The sequence below is a fragment of the Magnetospirillum sp. XM-1 genome (assembly GCF_001511835.1).
GTDB lineage: Bacteria > Pseudomonadota > Alphaproteobacteria > Rhodospirillales > Magnetospirillaceae > Phaeospirillum.
Genome location: NZ_LN997848.1, coordinates 1,043,499 through 1,058,835, shown reverse-complemented (window position 1 = coordinate 1,058,835; position 15,337 = coordinate 1,043,499). Strand labels below are relative to the sequence as shown.

13 protein-coding genes and 1 riboswitch are annotated in these 15,337 nt (G+C 66.3%); of the genes, 2 read left to right on the top strand and 11 right to left on the bottom strand.

The window, feature by feature from the left end; all coding sequences use genetic code 11:
- Positions 1–2: 2 nt before the first annotated feature.
- From XM1_RS05035 to XM1_RS05005, 7 genes are all read right to left on the bottom strand, one after another.
- Entirely contained in the window at positions 3–914 is a 912-nt protein-coding gene (locus tag XM1_RS05035; RefSeq protein ID WP_068430712.1) for an amidohydrolase family protein, read from the bottom strand.
- Complete coding sequence (locus XM1_RS05030) at positions 911–1,825, bottom strand: NAD(P)-dependent oxidoreductase (RefSeq protein ID WP_068430708.1); 915 nt, start codon at positions 1,823–1,825, stop codon at positions 911–913. Before XM1_RS05030 ends, XM1_RS05035 begins: the two co-directional genes overlap by 4 nt.
- Positions 1,815–2,498, bottom strand: a complete 684-nt coding sequence (gene ligK, locus XM1_RS05025) for a 4-carboxy-4-hydroxy-2-oxoadipate aldolase/oxaloacetate decarboxylase (protein WP_068430704.1) — start codon at positions 2,496–2,498, stop codon at positions 1,815–1,817. The genes XM1_RS05030 and ligK overlap by 11 nt, the downstream gene beginning before the upstream one ends.
- A 104-nt stretch (positions 2,499–2,602) precedes the next feature.
- Positions 2,603–3,631, bottom strand: coding sequence for an amidohydrolase family protein (locus XM1_RS05020; protein WP_068430701.1), 1,029 nt, complete (start codon positions 3,629–3,631; stop codon positions 2,603–2,605).
- Positions 3,628–4,719 carry a 4-oxalomesaconate tautomerase gene (locus tag XM1_RS05015; protein WP_068430698.1) on the bottom strand — a complete coding sequence of 364 codons (1,092 nt, stop codon included), beginning with the start codon at positions 4,717–4,719 and terminating at the stop codon, positions 3,628–3,630. The genes XM1_RS05020 and XM1_RS05015 overlap by 4 nt, the downstream gene beginning before the upstream one ends.
- Before the next feature lie 110 nt (positions 4,720–4,829).
- The gene (locus tag XM1_RS05010) at positions 4,830–5,717 is read right to left on the bottom strand and encodes a LysR family transcriptional regulator (protein ID WP_068430695.1); all 888 of its coding nucleotides are present in this window, start codon (positions 5,715–5,717) and stop codon (positions 4,830–4,832) included.
- Positions 5,718–5,801: 84 nt separating this feature from the next.
- On the bottom strand, positions 5,802–8,222 hold the full coding sequence (locus XM1_RS05005) for a bacteriohemerythrin (protein ID WP_068430691.1): 2,421 nt from the start codon (positions 8,220–8,222) through the stop codon (positions 5,802–5,804).
- Between the two features lie 147 nt (positions 8,223–8,369).
- On the opposite strand from XM1_RS05005, the gene XM1_RS05000 reads away from it, so the two are divergent.
- The gene (locus XM1_RS05000; protein WP_068430688.1) at positions 8,370–9,326 is read left to right on the top strand and encodes an IS481 family transposase; all 957 of its coding nucleotides are present in this window, start codon (positions 8,370–8,372) and stop codon (positions 9,324–9,326) included.
- 160 nt (positions 9,327–9,486) lie between these two features.
- On the top strand, positions 9,487–10,191 hold the full coding sequence (locus XM1_RS04995; protein WP_068430685.1) for a pentapeptide repeat-containing protein: 705 nt from the start codon (positions 9,487–9,489) through the stop codon (positions 10,189–10,191).
- A gap of 64 nt (positions 10,192–10,255) precedes the next feature.
- Here XM1_RS04995 and thiC read toward each other — a convergent pair whose 3' ends face one another.
- The 4 genes from thiC to XM1_RS04975 form a co-directional block, all read right to left on the bottom strand.
- Positions 10,256–12,097, bottom strand: a complete 1,842-nt coding sequence (thiC, locus tag XM1_RS04990; RefSeq protein ID WP_068430682.1) for a phosphomethylpyrimidine synthase ThiC — start codon at positions 12,095–12,097, stop codon at positions 10,256–10,258.
- Between the two features lie 55 nt (positions 12,098–12,152).
- Positions 12,153–12,262: riboswitch (TPP riboswitch) on the bottom strand.
- Positions 12,263–12,330: 68 nt separating this feature from the next.
- The gene (locus tag XM1_RS04985) at positions 12,331–13,467 is read right to left on the bottom strand and encodes an ABC transporter permease (RefSeq protein WP_068430679.1); all 1,137 of its coding nucleotides are present in this window, start codon (positions 13,465–13,467) and stop codon (positions 12,331–12,333) included.
- The gene (locus XM1_RS04980; RefSeq protein ID WP_068430676.1) at positions 13,464–14,390 is read right to left on the bottom strand and encodes an ABC transporter ATP-binding protein; all 927 of its coding nucleotides are present in this window, start codon (positions 14,388–14,390) and stop codon (positions 13,464–13,466) included. The genes XM1_RS04985 and XM1_RS04980 overlap by 4 nt, the downstream gene beginning before the upstream one ends.
- Positions 14,387–15,322, bottom strand: coding sequence for an HlyD family secretion protein (locus XM1_RS04975; protein ID WP_068430674.1), 936 nt, complete (start codon positions 15,320–15,322; stop codon positions 14,387–14,389). The genes XM1_RS04980 and XM1_RS04975 overlap by 4 nt, the downstream gene beginning before the upstream one ends.
- Between the last annotated feature and the right edge of the window lie 15 nt (positions 15,323–15,337).

The following is a 15,337-nucleotide window of genomic DNA, read 5'->3' as shown; positions in this document are numbered from 1 at the left end:
GGTCACTCCTCCGGCCAGTAAAGGCGCATGGGATTGTCCACCAGCAGCTTCCGCTGAAGCTCCGCCGTGGGCGCGATATGGGGGATGAAGTCCACCAGCAGCCCGTCGTCGGGCATGTGGTCCTTGAGATTGGGATGGGGCCAGTCGGTACCCCACAGCACCCGGTCGGGGAAGGTCTCGACGATGCGCTTTGCAAAGGGCACCACGTCGGCATAGGCGGCGCGCTGACCCCCCAGGGCCTTGGGCCCGGTCACCGACAGGCGCTCGGGACAGCTGACCTTGCTCCACACATTGGGGTAGTCGCGCATGAACTTGACGAACAGTTCGAATTCCGGCCCGTCCACCGGCTTGGTCACGTCGGGGCGGCCCATGTGGTCAACCACGACGGTGGTTGGCAGCGCCGTGAAGAAATCCCACAGCTCGGGCAAATCCACCGCCTCGAAATAGATCACCACGTGCCAGCCCAACGGCGCGATGCGCGCCGCGATCTCCATCAGCTCGTCCTTGGGCGTGAAGTCCACCAGCCGCTTCACGAAGTTGAAGCGCACTCCCCGCACCCCGGCTTCGTGCATCTCGGCCAGCTCGGCATCGGTGACGGAACGCTTCACCGTGGCGATGCCGCGCGCCTTGCCCTGGGAGGCTTTCAGCGCGTCGACCATGGCGCGATTGTCGGCGCCGTGGCAGGTGGCCTGGACCACCACGTTGCGGGCGAAGCCCAGATGGTCGCGCAAGCTGAACAGCTGATCCTTGGACGCGTCGCACGGCGTGTACTTGCGCTCGGGCGCGAAGGGAAACAGGTGGCCGGGGCCGAAGACGTGGCAATGGGCATCCACAGCGCCCGGCGGCGGGGTGAAGGCGGGCTTGGAGGGGCCGGCATACCAGTCGAGCCAGCCGGGGGTCTTCTCGAAGGTCATGACTTGTCCTTCTCAAAAGCGATGATGCGGTCGGCTTCGATCCGCCAGTCGCCCGAACGCGCGAAGCCGGCGGCGGATTTGGGGCCGAACACGCCCTCGTCGGCCAGATCGGCAACCCAGGCCTGGCGCTCAGCGGTGCCGGCGGCGGAAAAGGGGTCGAGCCCGGCTTCGCGCACCGTGCGGGCCACTTCACGCACTTCCTCGGCGCGGCGGCGGCCGTGTTGGATCACCCGCTGGAAGAAATAGGCGCCCAGCTTTTCCCACTCCATGGCGGGGAAGGTCTCTTCCAGCGAAGCGATCACCGCATCCTCGACGCCATAGGCCCGGGCGGTGGTGAAGCTTTCGATCACCATGGCCTCCAGGCCCTTGATCATCACGGACCGGCACATCTTGGTGGCGGACGCCACGCCCAACCGGTCCGACGCCACCTTGGGCGCGAAGCCCAGACCGCTCAGCAGCAGTTCCAGCCCCGCAGCCTCGGGACCGCCCAGCAGCAGCGGCACCTTGATGCGATAAGGCGGCACCGAGGTCATCACCGCGCCTTCGACGAAGCGACCGCCAGCAGCAGTGACCAGTCCCGCCGCCTCGATCTTGGCCTTGGGCGAGGCCGAGTTGAAATCCAGGAACCACGTCCCGGCCCGAATCCCCGGCGCGCAAGCCGCCGCCACCGGCACCGCCTGCGACGCGGTCACCGCCGAGATCACCAGGGTGGACAGGGCCGCCAGTTCGGCATGGCCGCCGGTCAGTTCCACCCCGAAGCGGGCGGCGTGCTCCACCAGTTCACCACCGGCCGGACCATTCAGCTTGATGTCGTAGGCCAGGACACGCATGCCCTGGGCCCGCAGATCCTCAGCGAGGATGCGGCCGACCTCGCCATAGCCGATCAGGCCGATGGAAAGATCAGTCGACATACTTGAGACCCGCCTTTTCCAGGGCTTCGCGCATCTTGTACATGTCGAGGCCCAGTTCACCGGAAGCCAGGCGCTGGCGCTTGGCCGCCTCGTTGTCCTCGCGGGCCTGGGCCGCGTCGGCGGCCTGTTGCGCGATGGCGGCAGGCACCACCACCACGCCGTCGTCGTCGGCGACCACCACGTCGCCGGGATTGACGCTTGCTCCGGCGCAGACCACCGGAATGTTCACCGAGCCCAGCGTGGCCTTGATGGTGCCCTTGGCGCTGATGGCCTTGGAGAAGACGGGGAAGTTCATGGCGGTGAGGTCCTTGACGTCCCTCACCCCGGCGTCGATCACCAGACCGACGGCGCCACGCGCCCGGAACGAGGTGGCCAGCAAATCGCCGAAGAAGCCGTCGGTGCAGTCGGCGGTGATGGCGGCGACCACCACGTCGCCGGGCTGAATCTGCTCGGCCACCACGTGCATCATCCAGTTGTCACCGGGATGCAGCAGCACGGTCACCGCCGTGCCGCACAAATGCGCGCCGGTGTAGATGGGACGCATATAAGGCTTCATCAGCCCGACCCGGCCCATGGCTTCGTGGATGGTGGCGACGCCGAATTTCGACAGTTTCTCCACCGCCGCCTTGTCGGCCCGGACGATGTTGCGCTTGACGATGCCGAGGTTGTTCATGGGTACGTTCCTTTCATTGCCTCAATCGCCGGCGCTTCGCTTGGCTTTCGCGGCATAAGCCGCGGCGCGCTTTGCGCTTGCCGCCTCGCCGTCGGCTCGTCGGTTCACAGCCCCTTTGCCTTGAGCGCCGCGTCGAGACGGGGATAGACCCGCCTTGCATTGCCCTCGTAGACCTTGAAGCGGTCTTCCGCCGACAGGTTCAGCGTCGCCTCGATGTAGCGCTTAGTGTCGTCGTAATAGTGCCCGGTCTCGGGATCGATACCGCGGACCGCGCCGATCATCTCGGAGGCGAACAGGATGTTGTCCACCGGGATCACCTTGGTCAGCAGGTCGATGCCCGGCTGGTGGTAGACGCAGGTGTCGAAGAAGATGTTGTTGAGCAGGTGGTCGCGCAGCAGGGGCTTCTTCAGCTCCTGCGCCAGGCCCCGGAAGCGGCCCCAGTGATAGGGCACCGCGCCGCCGCCGTGCGGAATGACGAACTTGAGGTCGGGGAAGTCCTTGAACAAATCCGAGGTCAGGCACTGCATGAACGCCGTGGTATCGGCGTTGAGGTAATGGGCGCCCGTGGTGTGGAAGCAGGCATTGCACGAGGTGGATACGTGGATCATGGCCGGCAGGCCGTATTCCACCATGGCCTCGTAGATGGGGTACCAGTGGCGGTCGGACAGCGGCGGCGAGGTCCAGTGCCCGCCCGACGGATCGGGATTGAGGTTGATGGCGACGAAGCCGTATTCCTTCACGCACTTCTCGATCTCTGGGACGCAGGTCTTGGGGTCCACGCCCGGACTTTGCGGCAGCATGGCCGCGCCGATGAAATTGTCGGGGAACAGCTTGGCCACACGGGCGCACAGCTCGTTGCAGATAGCGGCCCAGGTCGACGACGTCTGGAAATCGCCGATATGGTGCGCCATGAAACTGGCCCTGGGCGAGAAGATGGTGAGGTCGGAACCGCGCTCCTTCATCTTGGCCAGCTGGTTGGTGACGATGGTTTCGCGCAGATCATCGTCGCTGATCTTAAGTTCCGCGACCTTGGGCGCCTGGGACGAGTCCTTGAGGCCGGCGATCTGGCGGTTGCGCCATTCCTCCAGCGCCTTGGGCGCGGTGGTGTAATGGCCGTGAATGTCGATGATCATGCGGGTTTTCCTTCCCAGACGGAGGCGGGGATCATCACCTCGCCCTTCATGAGCAGCCTTGCGGTGCGCAAAAGCGCGGCGCGGACGACCTTCTGCGGGTCTTGCGGATCGAGCTCCAGCTCGACGCTGAACTCGCCGGTGGGATGCTCGACGGCGATGGTCTTCGCCGCGCCGTCGGGCACCTTGGCCAGGCCGTCGGCGACGCTGCCCTCCAGCACGCAGGCGGTGGCCACCGTCACGGCGGCCAGCACGCCGATGGCGTCATGACAGACATGGGGAATGAAGCAGCGGGTTCCCACCGCGCCACCCGCACTCGGCGGGGCGATCAGGCACATCTTGGGGTAATTCTTCTCGGCGACGTTGCCCAGGCCCATCAGGTGGCCGGCCAGCAGACGCAGCCCCTCGATGCGGGTCTTGAGCTCGGTGTCGGCATTGAGGGATTCGACGCTTTCGGCGCCGGTACGGCCCACTTCCGTGGCGCGGAACAGCACCATGGGCATGCCGTTGTCGATGCAGGTGACCTCGATGCCGTCGATCAGGTTCTTGACCGAGCCGGTGGGCAGCAGGCCGGAACAGACGGAACCGGCGGTATCGAGGAAGTTGATGGCGATGGGCGCGGACGTGCCGGGCACCCCGTCGATGCGGGCGTCGCCATCGTATTCCACCCGGCCGCCGGGGGTCTGGACGGTGATGTCGCAGGCCATGCCGGTGTTGAGCGTGAGTACGCGCAGCGTGGTGGTCTCGCCCTGGGGTGCTGCCAGCCCACGTTCCAGCGCGAAGGGCACCACCGCGGCCAGCATGTTGCCGCAATTGGGCGTGGTATCGACCGTGTCCTTGTCGGGCTGCAACTGGGCGAACAGGAAGTCGAGATCGATGCCGGGCACCATGCTGGGCCGCACGATCCCCACCTTCGACGTCAGGGGATGGCCGCCGCCCAACCCGTCGATCTGGCGCGCATGGGGCGAGCCCATGATCGCCAGCAGCACCTTGTCCCGGAGCGCCGTGTCCGCCGGCAGGTCGCTTTCCAGAAAGAACGGACCACGGGATGTGCCGCCGCGCATGAACAGGCAGGGGATCGAGGTTTGCATCGGTCGGGCCTCCCAGCTTTCGACCTTGCCATGGTGACAAAATCGCGCCCGCCCACCAAGCCCCCCGGGGGCACTTTCAGCTATAGCAAATTGCTATAACTGGAACCGTTTCAGCCAATTTCGGTTTTGACCAAATCCCGCAACAGCACCATGGCGCGCCGCCCCAGCGGCGTGATCGGCTTGTGGGCGGAGACCGCCATGAACAAGGTGCTGGCCACCGAAGGGTCCACCAGACGGCGCAGGCTGAAATCGCCGGCGCGCCGCCACGAGGCCAGCGCCGTCTCGGTCAGCACCGCATGGCCGTGGCCGGCGGCCACCAGATCGAGGATGGAGGGGATGGACGACACCTCCATCACCACCTTGAGCCGCACGCCGGCGAAGGCCGCCTGGGTCTCCAGCAGCTTGCGCATGGCGTGCGAACGTTCGGGCAGGATCAGGGGATAGGCGCCCAGCTCGGCCCAGCGCAGGGTCCGGGAACTCTCGCCCGCCGGGCCGACCAGCCCCAGAGGTTCATCGAGCAGGCGCGACACCTCGATGGCCGGGTTGGGCTCGGGATTGTGGACCAGGCCCAGATCGACCCGGCCGGTGGCGATCCATTCGGTGACATGGGTGGACAGGCCCTCGACCACGGCGAGGCGGGCCTTGGGCAGGGTGGCGCGGAAGCCTTCCACCAGGGGCAGGATCAGGCGGCGTCCGATGCTGGGCGGCAGGCCGATGACGATGCGCCCCGCCGGCTCGCCGCGCGCCGATTCCATGTCCTCGGTGGCCCGCTCCACCGATTGCAGGATGCCCACCGCATGCTCGAACAGGCGCGACCCGGCCTCGGTCAGCGCCACGCCGCGCCCGGTGCGGATCAAGAGGTTGGTGGAAAGATCGGTTTCCAGCTGGCGCACCTGGCGCGACAAAGCGGGCTGGGCGATGTCCAAGACCATGGCCGCCTTGCTGAAGCTGCCCAGCTCGGCCACGCGGACGAAATATTCCAGCTGCTTGAGGTTCAAGGGGGCCTCCGGACTCAACCGTCCGGCCATGATCTCATGCGCCGCCCCCCGGAGCAAATCCGGGGGGCGGCCAGAGCGTCAAACCTAGGCGACCTTCTTCTCGCGCAGGAAGGCGGCGATCTTGCCGTCCTCGTGGCGGATATGGTCCTTCAGCCAGCCGGCGACGAACTGGAACAGCTTGCCGGTGGCGCCCTCCTTGCCGGCCTCCACCTCGCGCTTCAGGCCTTCGAACTTGTCGAAGAACTCGCGGTGGCGGCGGCGATGCTCCTCGATGCCCGGGAAGGCGTTGCGGGTCATCACCTCTTCCTCGTCCTTGAAGTGGGGCTCGAAGGACTTGGCCACCTGCCCCAGGATGCCCTGGATGGCGGCGGCGCCGTTGCCGCTCATCATCTCGCCGTAGAAGCGGTTGATTTCGGCGTACATATCCTGGTGATGCCGGTCGATGGAGGCCACGCCGGTGTTCAGCGCGTTGTCCCATTCCAGGATCTTCATGTCGGCCTTGTCGGCGCGCACCTGATGCAGGAAGCGGGCGACCTCGGCGCGCAGATACTCGGCCTGCTTGGACAGGTCGGTGGCCGATTCGCTGATCTGCTCGGCGGCGTGGCCGGTCTCGCGCGCGGCCTGTTCCACCGAATTGATGTTGCTCGACACCTCGGCGGTGCCGGCGGCGGCCTGTTCGACGTTGCGGGCGATCTCCGCGGTGGCGGCGGTCTGTTCCTGCACGGCGGAGGCGACCGAGGCGCTGATCTCGCCCATCTCCGAAATGACCTTGGAGATGGTGTCGATGGCCTTCACCGCGTTGCCGGTGCCTTCCTGAACCGCCTTGATCTGGCTGGCGATCTCGTCGGTGGCCTTGGCGGTCTGGTTGGCGAGGTTCTTGACCTCGTTGGCGACCACCGCGAAGCCCTTGCCGGCGTCGCCGGCCCGCGCCGCCTCGATGGTGGCGTTCAGAGCCAGCAGGTTGGTCTGGGCGGCGATATCGTTGATCAGCACCACCACCTCGCCGATGCGGCCGACATTCTCGGACAGGGCGCGGACCTGCGACGTGGTGTTGTCGGCCTCCTGTTCGGCCCGGCTGGCGACGGCCTGCGAGCGTTCCACCTGCTTGGCGATTTCCGAGATGGAGGCGGCCAGTTCCTCGGTGGCGGCGGCCACCGTCTCGACATTGGCCGAGGCCTGGGTCGCCGCCGAGGCGACGGTGGTGGCCTGGGCGCTGGTCTCGTGGGCGGTGCCGGCCATCTGGCTGGACGCGCCCTGCAGCTCGGTGGCGGCCGAGGTCACCGTCTGGACCACCTTGCCGACGCTTTCCTCGAAGGTGTCGGCCATGTGATGGAGCGCCGCCTTGCGGTCGGTTTCGGCCTTGGCCTTGTTCGCCTCCTGCTCGGCCTGCAGCTTGTCCATCTTGAGGGTGTTTTCCTTGAAGATCTCCATGGCCTGGGCCATGGCGCCGATCTCGTCGGTGCGCTCGCGCGCCGGGATGTCGACGGTCTTGTTGCCCTTGGACAATTCGGTCATGGCCCCGGTCATGGCGGACAGCGGCACGACGATGGAGCGCGCGATCAGCCAGGACAGCAGCACGGCCAGACCCACGGCGATGGCCGAGCCCGTCCAGGTGATGGAGGAACTGCGCGACATGGCGGACTCGGTGTCCTCCTTCTGGTGATGCATGGCCTCGTCCTGGGACTTGACCGTCTGATCGGCCAGGTCGGCGAACTGGGCGGCCATGGCGGCCATGTCCTTGAACACCAGGGTGTCCAGCGCGTGGGTGGCGACGACCACCTGGGCGAAGGCGGCACTATAGGCCTTGGCGTTGGCCTCGGCCTCGCCGGCCAGGCGCTTGCGCTCGGGGTTGCGCAGCCGCTTGGTCAGCGCCTCAGCCTCCTTGACGAAATCGGCGACCTCCTTCTCGGCCACCTTGACCAACTCGTCGCTGGGATCGGCCAGATACTTGATGGCGTTGACCCGGGCCAGCATCAGCGATTCCTGCGCGATTCCGGCCAGGGCGGCCGCCTCGTAATCGCCGTCGTCCATGGCGGTCTTGATGATCTGGGTCAGATCCTTGCGCGCCGCCACGCCAACCACGTTCATGCGGCCCTCAACCAGATCCAGCTTGCTCTTGCGCAGGTCGGCGACCTTGTCGAAACCGGCCATGTAGGCGGTGAACAGCTCCTGCATCTTGGTCAGGCTGGCCTTGCGCCCCGGATCGGCGGTCGCGGCAATGGCTTCCGGCAGGGTCTTGGCGATGGCCGGCTGAATCCGGCGGATCTGCTCCAGGGTCTTGGGGTCGGCATTGTCGGCGAAGACGATGACGTTGCGGCGGATATTGGCGAAGTTGCCGTTGACGCTCAACACCCGCTGGGCGTTGTCGGAGACGCCGGCATATTTGTCGATTTGCGTTTTCGATGAACCCAGGGTAGAAATGGAAATTCCAGCGAGCGCCAAAAGAAGCAGGACAATGAGGCCGAAACCTGCGTAAATCCGTCCGGAAACGTTGAGATTAGCCATGGTCTGATTCCCCAAATAGAGGCGTCGGCCCCGCCTAATTGCATATGCGGCGACAAATACCTAGCTGTGAAGTCTCAGGAGGTTGCCCACTCGATCTGAACCGAGGAAGCTGAAGTTGCGACACTTTGGCTATCCCAGGAGGATCGAATGGGCATCCACAAGAATGCGCTGCTGACCCCGGCAGGTCGAGGAATTCTGGTGCGGCGGGTTTTGGACGAAAAGCTCACCCCCATGGCGGTGGCCACCGCTATGGGGGTGAGCTCGCGGACCGTTCGCAAGTGGGTCAAACGTTTTAAGAGTGAAGGGCTGTGCGGCCTTCAGGATCGGTCATCGCGTCCGCACCGGTCCCCGACACGAACGCCCGTGCCCCTTGCCGAGCAAATTGCGGTGCTACGGCGCCGGCGCCTGACAGGCGAGCAGATCGGGGCCTTGGTTGGGCGGTCCAAGGCGACAGTCTTCCGCATCCTCGGTCGCCTGGGCATGAACCGCCTGAAGTCACTGGAACCGGCTCCGCCGATTGTGCGCTACCAACGCGACGCGCCGGGGGAAATGATCCACCTCGATACCAAGAAGCTGGGGAAATTCAGGGCGGCCGGACATCGCTTTACCGGCGTCCGCACTGCCATGGGCAGAAGCCGCGGGATCGGCTGGGAGTGCGTCCACGTCTGCATCGACGACGCTTCCCGCGTTGCCTTCAGCAAGATCATGGCCGATGAAAAGCAGGAAACCGCCGCCTCCTTCCTGGAGGCCGCCCTGGCCTATTACAAGACCCTGGGCGTGACCGTCCAGCGCGTCATGACCGACAACGGCTCCTGCTACAAATCCAAGGTGTTCCGCGAGGCTTGCGCCCGACATGGCCTTAAGCATATCCGCACCAGGCCCTACACGCCCAAAACCAACGGCAAGGCTGAACGTTTCATCCAGACCGCGCTTCGCGAATGGGCTTATGCCCAAGCCTACGAAACATCAGACCAGCGCGCCGAAGAACTGCCGCGATGGCTCCACCGATACAACTGGCATCGGCCTCATGGTAGCCTCAAGGCGCAGACACCCATCAGCCGAATCGGTCTGACCGGGAACAACCTCATGCGACTCCACACCTAGCCTTTTAGCATAAGCCCTGGCGCGCATAAGGGTAATCCGTGAATTTGCGTATTTTGGAACTAGATGAAACAAAGCTTCATAACATATAAGTCATACACCTCTTTAAGCCCAAACACCTTCTCCCCATGTGGGTAATCACCGGCACAAGCGGGAGGGGGCCATGCGGCGGATCTATCTGTTCCCGATCATCGCGATGTTCTGGACGGGCGAAGCCGCCGCCCAGTGCAGCCCCGCCCCCCGTGCCGACCTCAGGGCCTGCGACTTCTCGGGCGCCATGCTGGAGAACGCCGATTTACGCGGCGCCAAGCTGGACGGAGTGCGTTTCGCCAAGGCCAACCTGAAATGGGCCAATCTGGCCGGGGCCAGCCTGAAGGGGGCGGTGTTCGCCGGGGCCGACCTGTTCCACGCCACCTTCGACGGAGCGGAAATGGGCGGGGCCGACCTCAGCGACACCTACCTGTTCGGCGCCAATCTGATCGGCACCAAGCTGATGGGAGCCGATTTCAAGGGCGCCTATCTCAAGGACGTGCTGATGGAGCGGGCCGATTTATCGGGGGCCAGGCTGTCCGGCGTCTACATGCTGCGCGGGGTGTTCGAGGAAGCCCGGCTGGTGGGAGCCGACCTGTCGGGGGCCGACATGACCGGCGCGGCGGCCGAAGGGGCCGATTTCACCGACGCCAACCTCAAGGGCGCGCGGCTGTCGGGAGCCTCGGCGCGCTTCGCCCGCTTCGTGCGGGCCGAGCTGGACGGGGCCGACTTCGCCAAGGCCGACCTGCTGCACACGGTGTTCGACGAAGCCCGCCACGTGCCGCCGGGGGTGACCGAGACCCTGGCCATCCTGTTCGCCGCGGAGGAAAGGCGGTAGGACGAAAGCGGGCGGGACGCCCGCGCTCCGGTTGGTTGGAGCGCGGGCGTCCCGCCCGCACCGATCATTCCGCCGCCGGCTTGGCCTGCTGGGCGGCGTTGCCCGGTTCGGTGTGGTAGATCTCGGCGCCCTCGGCCACGAACTTCTCGCTCATCTCGGCCATGCCCTGTTCGGCGGCGAAATCGCGCACCTCCTGGCTGATCTTCATGGAGCAGAATTTCGGGCCGCACATGGAGCAGAAATGGGCCAGCTTGGCGCCTTCCGCCGGCAGGTGCTGGTCATGGAAAGCCAGCGCCTTCTCCGGGTCCAGCGACAGGTTGAACTGGTCCTTCCAGCGGAACTCGAAGCGGGCCTTGGACAGGGCATTGTCGCGCACCTGGGCGCCGGGATGACCCTTGGCCAGATCGGCGGCATGGGCGGCCAGCTTGTAGGTGACCACGCCTTCGCGCACGTCCTGCTTGTCGGGCAGGCCCAGATGCTCCTTGGGCGTCACGTAGCAGAGCATGGCGGTGCCGAACCAGCCGATCATGGCCGCGCCGATGGCCGAGGTGATGTGGTCGTAGCCCGGCGCGATGTCGGTAACCAGCGGCCCGAGGGTGTAGAACGGCGCCTCGCCGCACAGCTCGATCTGCTTCTCGACGTTCTTCTTGATCTTGTGCATGGGCACGTGGCCGGGACCCTCGATGATCACCTGGCAGTCGTGGGCCCAGGCCTTGTGGGTCAGCTCGCCCAGGGTCTCCAGCTCGCCGAACTGGGCGGCGTCGTTGGCGTCGGCGATGGAGCCGGGCCGCAACCCGTCGCCCAGCGAGAAGCCCACGTCATAGGCCTTCAACAGTTCGCAGATGTCCTCGAAGTGGGTGTAGAGGAAGTTCTCCTTGTGGTGCGCCAGGCACCACTTGGCCATGATCGAGCCGCCGCGCGACACGATGCCGGTGGTCCGCTTCGCCGTCAGCGGGATGTAGCGCAGCAGCACGCCGGCATGGATGGTGAAATAGTCCACGCCCTGCTCGGCCTGCTCGATCAGGGTGTCGCGGAAGATGTCCCAGGTCAGCTCCTCGGCCTTGCCGTCCACCTTCTCCAGCGCCTGATAGATCGGCACGGTGCCGATGGGAACGGGGCTGTTGCGGATGATCCATTCGCGGGTGGCGTGGATGTGGCGGCCCGTCGACAGGTCCATGACGGTGTCGGCGCCCCAGCGGGTGGCCCACACCATCTTCTCCACCTCCTCCTCCACCGAGGAGGCCACGGCGGAATTGCCGATATTGGCGTTGATCTTGGTGAGGAAGTTGCGCCCGATGATCATGGGCTCGGCTTCCGGGTGGTTGACGTTGGCCGGCAGCACGGCGCGGCCGCGCGCAATCTCGGCGCGCACGAATTCCGGGGTCACCTCGTCGGGGATGTCGGCGCCGAAATCCTCGCCGTCGCGCACCACCTGGGCGTGCAGCTCGGCCCGCTTCATGTTCTCGCGGATGGCCACGTATTCCATCTCGGGCGTGATGATGCCGGCCCGGGCATAGGCCAGCTGGGTCGGCGCCTTGCCCGCCTTGGCGCGCAGGGGGCGCAGGCCAAGGGCGGCGCGGTCGAACACCGGCACGCCGATCACCTCGCCGGGCTTGAGGCCGTCATCCTCGGGCTTGTGGGCCCGGCCCTCGTAATGCTCGACGTCGCCGCGTTCCAGGATCCACTTTTCCCGCAGGCGCGGCACGCCCTTGGTGATGTCCACCGACAGCGCCGGATCGGTATAGGGGCCAGAGCAGTCGTAGACCCGAACCGGCGGCTCGCCGCAGCCCGGCGTCTGGTCGATCTCGCGCATGGCCACCCGGATGTCGGGGCGCGACCCCTCGACGTAAATCTTGCGCGAACCCGGCAGGGCTCCGGTGGTGATCTTCAGGGCGGACTCGGACATCGGCGTGCTTCCTCGCTTGGGCGGCGGGCAGGGTCCGGGCGAAAGGCGGGCGGAAGCTTGGATAAGGTCCGATCCCTTCGCCGGAATGACCCGGATCAGGTTCCAAGGGTCGCCGGCACATGGACCGGCCTCTCAGCCCCCTAAAGGGCTCCCCTTCGGAAAGATGCAAAGATTGGGCTTGTCCCGCCCCGGAAGTCAAGCTTTGCAAGACCTTACTTTACCGCCGGGATTGGTTAATCCAGGGTCTGGCGGTACTGCTTCATGGCCAGTGCGGCGCTGGCCAGCACGAAGGCGATGATCGGCCACATCTCGGGCCAGATCTCGGCCACGCCGTTGCCTTTCAAGAGAATGCCGCGCACCACGCGCAGGAAATGGGTCAGCGGAAAGATCTCGCCGATCCACTGGGCCCAGACCGGCATGCCACGGAACGGAAACATGAAGCCCGACAGCAGAATGGAGGGCAGGAAGAAGAAGAAGCTCATCTGCATGGCCTGCAACTGGTTGCGGGCCACGGTGGAAAAGGTGAAGCCCACCGTCAGGTTGGACGCGATGAACAGCAAAAGCGCCACGGTCAGAAGCGTCAGGCTGCCCATCAGCGGCACCCCGAACATCCAGCGGCCCGAGGCGACGATGACCACCACCTGGACATAGCCCACCCCGATATAGGGCAGGATCTTGCCGACCATCACCTCCAGCGGCCGTACCGGCATGGCCAGCAGGTTTTCCATGGTGCCGCGCTCGCGCTCGCGCGTCACCGCCAGCGCCGTCATCATGACCATGGTCATGGTGAGGATCACCCCCATCAGTCCAGGCACGATGTTGTACTGGCTGATGCCTTCCGGGTTGTAGCGCCGGTGGACGCGCAGATCGACGGGATCGGGCTGCGCCTTCAGGTGCGCCAGCGGGCCGGCAAGTTCGGCATCGAAGACGTTGCGTACCAGCGCGGCGGCCGCCGCCACCGCGTTGGAGGCGGACGCCGGGTCGGTGGCGTCGGCCTCCAGCAGCACGGCCGGCCGCTCGCCGCGCGCCAGGGCGGCCTCGAACCCGGCCGGTACGGTCACCACGAACTGGGCATCGCCGGTGGCCAGCCAGCGCTCGGCCTCGGCTTCGGAGCGGACCTCGCCCACCACGCGGAAATACGAGGAATTGCCCAACCCCGCCACCAGGGCGCGGGCGAAGGGGCCGGCCTCCTGCACATTGACCAGGGTGGGCAGCGCCTTGGGATCGGAATTGATGGCATAGCCGAACAGCACCAGTTGCAGCAGCGGCACCAGCACCATCATGGCGAAGGTCAGGCGGTCGCGGCGCATCTGGATGACCTCCTTGACCATCACCGCCATCAGCCGCGACCAGGAGAAGGACCCGTTCATCGGAAATTGTCCTCCGCCTGGCCCATCAGGTGGATGAACACGTCCTCCAGGCTGGGCTCGGTGCGGCTCCACACCAAAGAGGGCTGGTGGCGCCAGGGCGCGATGGCGGCTTCCAGGGCGGCCCCGTCGGTGCCGCTCACATGCAGCGCGTTGCCGAAGGGCGCCGCCATGGCGATGCCGGGCCGCCCCTCCATGCTGGATGCCAGCCGGTCGGCGCCGTCGCCTTCCACCAGCCAGGTCACCAGGCCCGAGCCCTTGATCACCTCGGCCACCGTGCCGCGCACCATCAGGCGGCCATAGGCGAGATAGCTGATCTCGTGGCAGCGCTCGGCCTCGTCCATGTAATGGGTGCTGACCAGCACGGTCATGCCGTCGGCAGCCAGCCGGTGGATATGGTCCCAGAAATCGCGCCGCGCCTTGGGATCGACGCCGGCGGTGGGCTCGTCGAGCAGCAGCAGCTCGGGCTCGTGCAGCACGCAGGCGGCCAGGGCCAGACGCTGCTTCCAGCCCCCCGACAGCGTCCCGGCCAGCTGGCGGCGACGCTCGGCCAGACCGAGACCTTCCAGCGCTTCGTCGACCCGCTGCCTGCGGCGGTCCAGGCCGTAGACGCGGGCGACGAAATCCAGGTTCTCGGCGATGGTCAGGTCCTCGTAGAACGAGAACTTCTGGGTCATGTAGCCGACCCGGCGCTTGATCTCGTCCGCCTGTGTCCGGATGTCGAGGCCAAGGCAGGTGCCCCGCCCGGCATCGGGGGTCAGCAGGCCGCACAGCATGCGGATGGTGGTGGTCTTGCCCGAACCGTTGGGCCCCAGAAAGCCGAAGATGCGCCCCTTAGGCACCAGGATGGAGAAGTCGCGGACCACGGCGCGGCCCGAAAAGCGCTTCTCCAGCCCCTGGACGTCGATGGCCGCCGCGCCGTTCACTTGGCCGGCACCACGACGTCCACCGGCTGGCCGGGATTAAGCGCCAGCCCGGCCGCCCTGGCCTCGACGCGGAACACCAGCTTGTCGCGGCTTTCCACGGAATAGATGACCGGGGGCGTGTATTCCGCCTGGGCGGCGATGAAGCTCACCTTCGCCTCTCCGGCGGCGCAGCGGTCGCAGCCATAGCCGATTGCGTCCCCCACCTTCAGCGCGCCCAGCCGGGGCTCGGGCAGAAAGAACACCAGCTTGACGTTGCCCGGCGGCAGCAGCGACACCACCGGCTGCCCGGCGGGCACGAACTCGCCGGGGCGGTAATAGACCTTCTCCACCAGTGCGTCGGCGGGGGCCAGGGGGGCAAGGTCGGCCAGACGCTTTTCCGCCTTGGCCAGTTCCAGACGCTTCTGGCCCACCAGGGCGTCCTGCGCCGCGATCTCGTCGGGCCGGGCCCCTAAGAGCGCGGTGCGGTACTCGGCTTCCAGGCGGCGCACCTGGGCGCGGTCGCGCTCCAGCGCCGCCCTGGCCTCGTCCAATCTGGCGCGCGAGGCGAAGTCGTTGCGCGCCAGCACGTCCTGGCGCTTCAAGGTCACCTCGGACAGCCTGAGCGCCGCCTGGGCCTGGGCCTTCTGCTCGGCGATGGATTTCAGTTCGTCGGGCCGCTTGCCCTTGTGCAAATCGGCCAGCTGCGCCTCGGCCCGCTCCAGATCGGCCCTGGCCTGATCGCGGGCGGCGCGCTCGATGACGGTATCCAGCGCGAACAGCGGCGCGCCGGCCGCTACCCGATCACCGTCCTTCACCATGATTTGGGCCAAAAGACCGGACCCGGTCGGGCCGATTCGCACATATTCGCCCTCGGCATAGCCCTGCAGGCGCAGGGGCTCGGCCACGGCAAGGGTGGGCAGCAGGCAGAGGAGACAGGCGGCCAGGGCTTTCATGCCGCCAGAATCTTC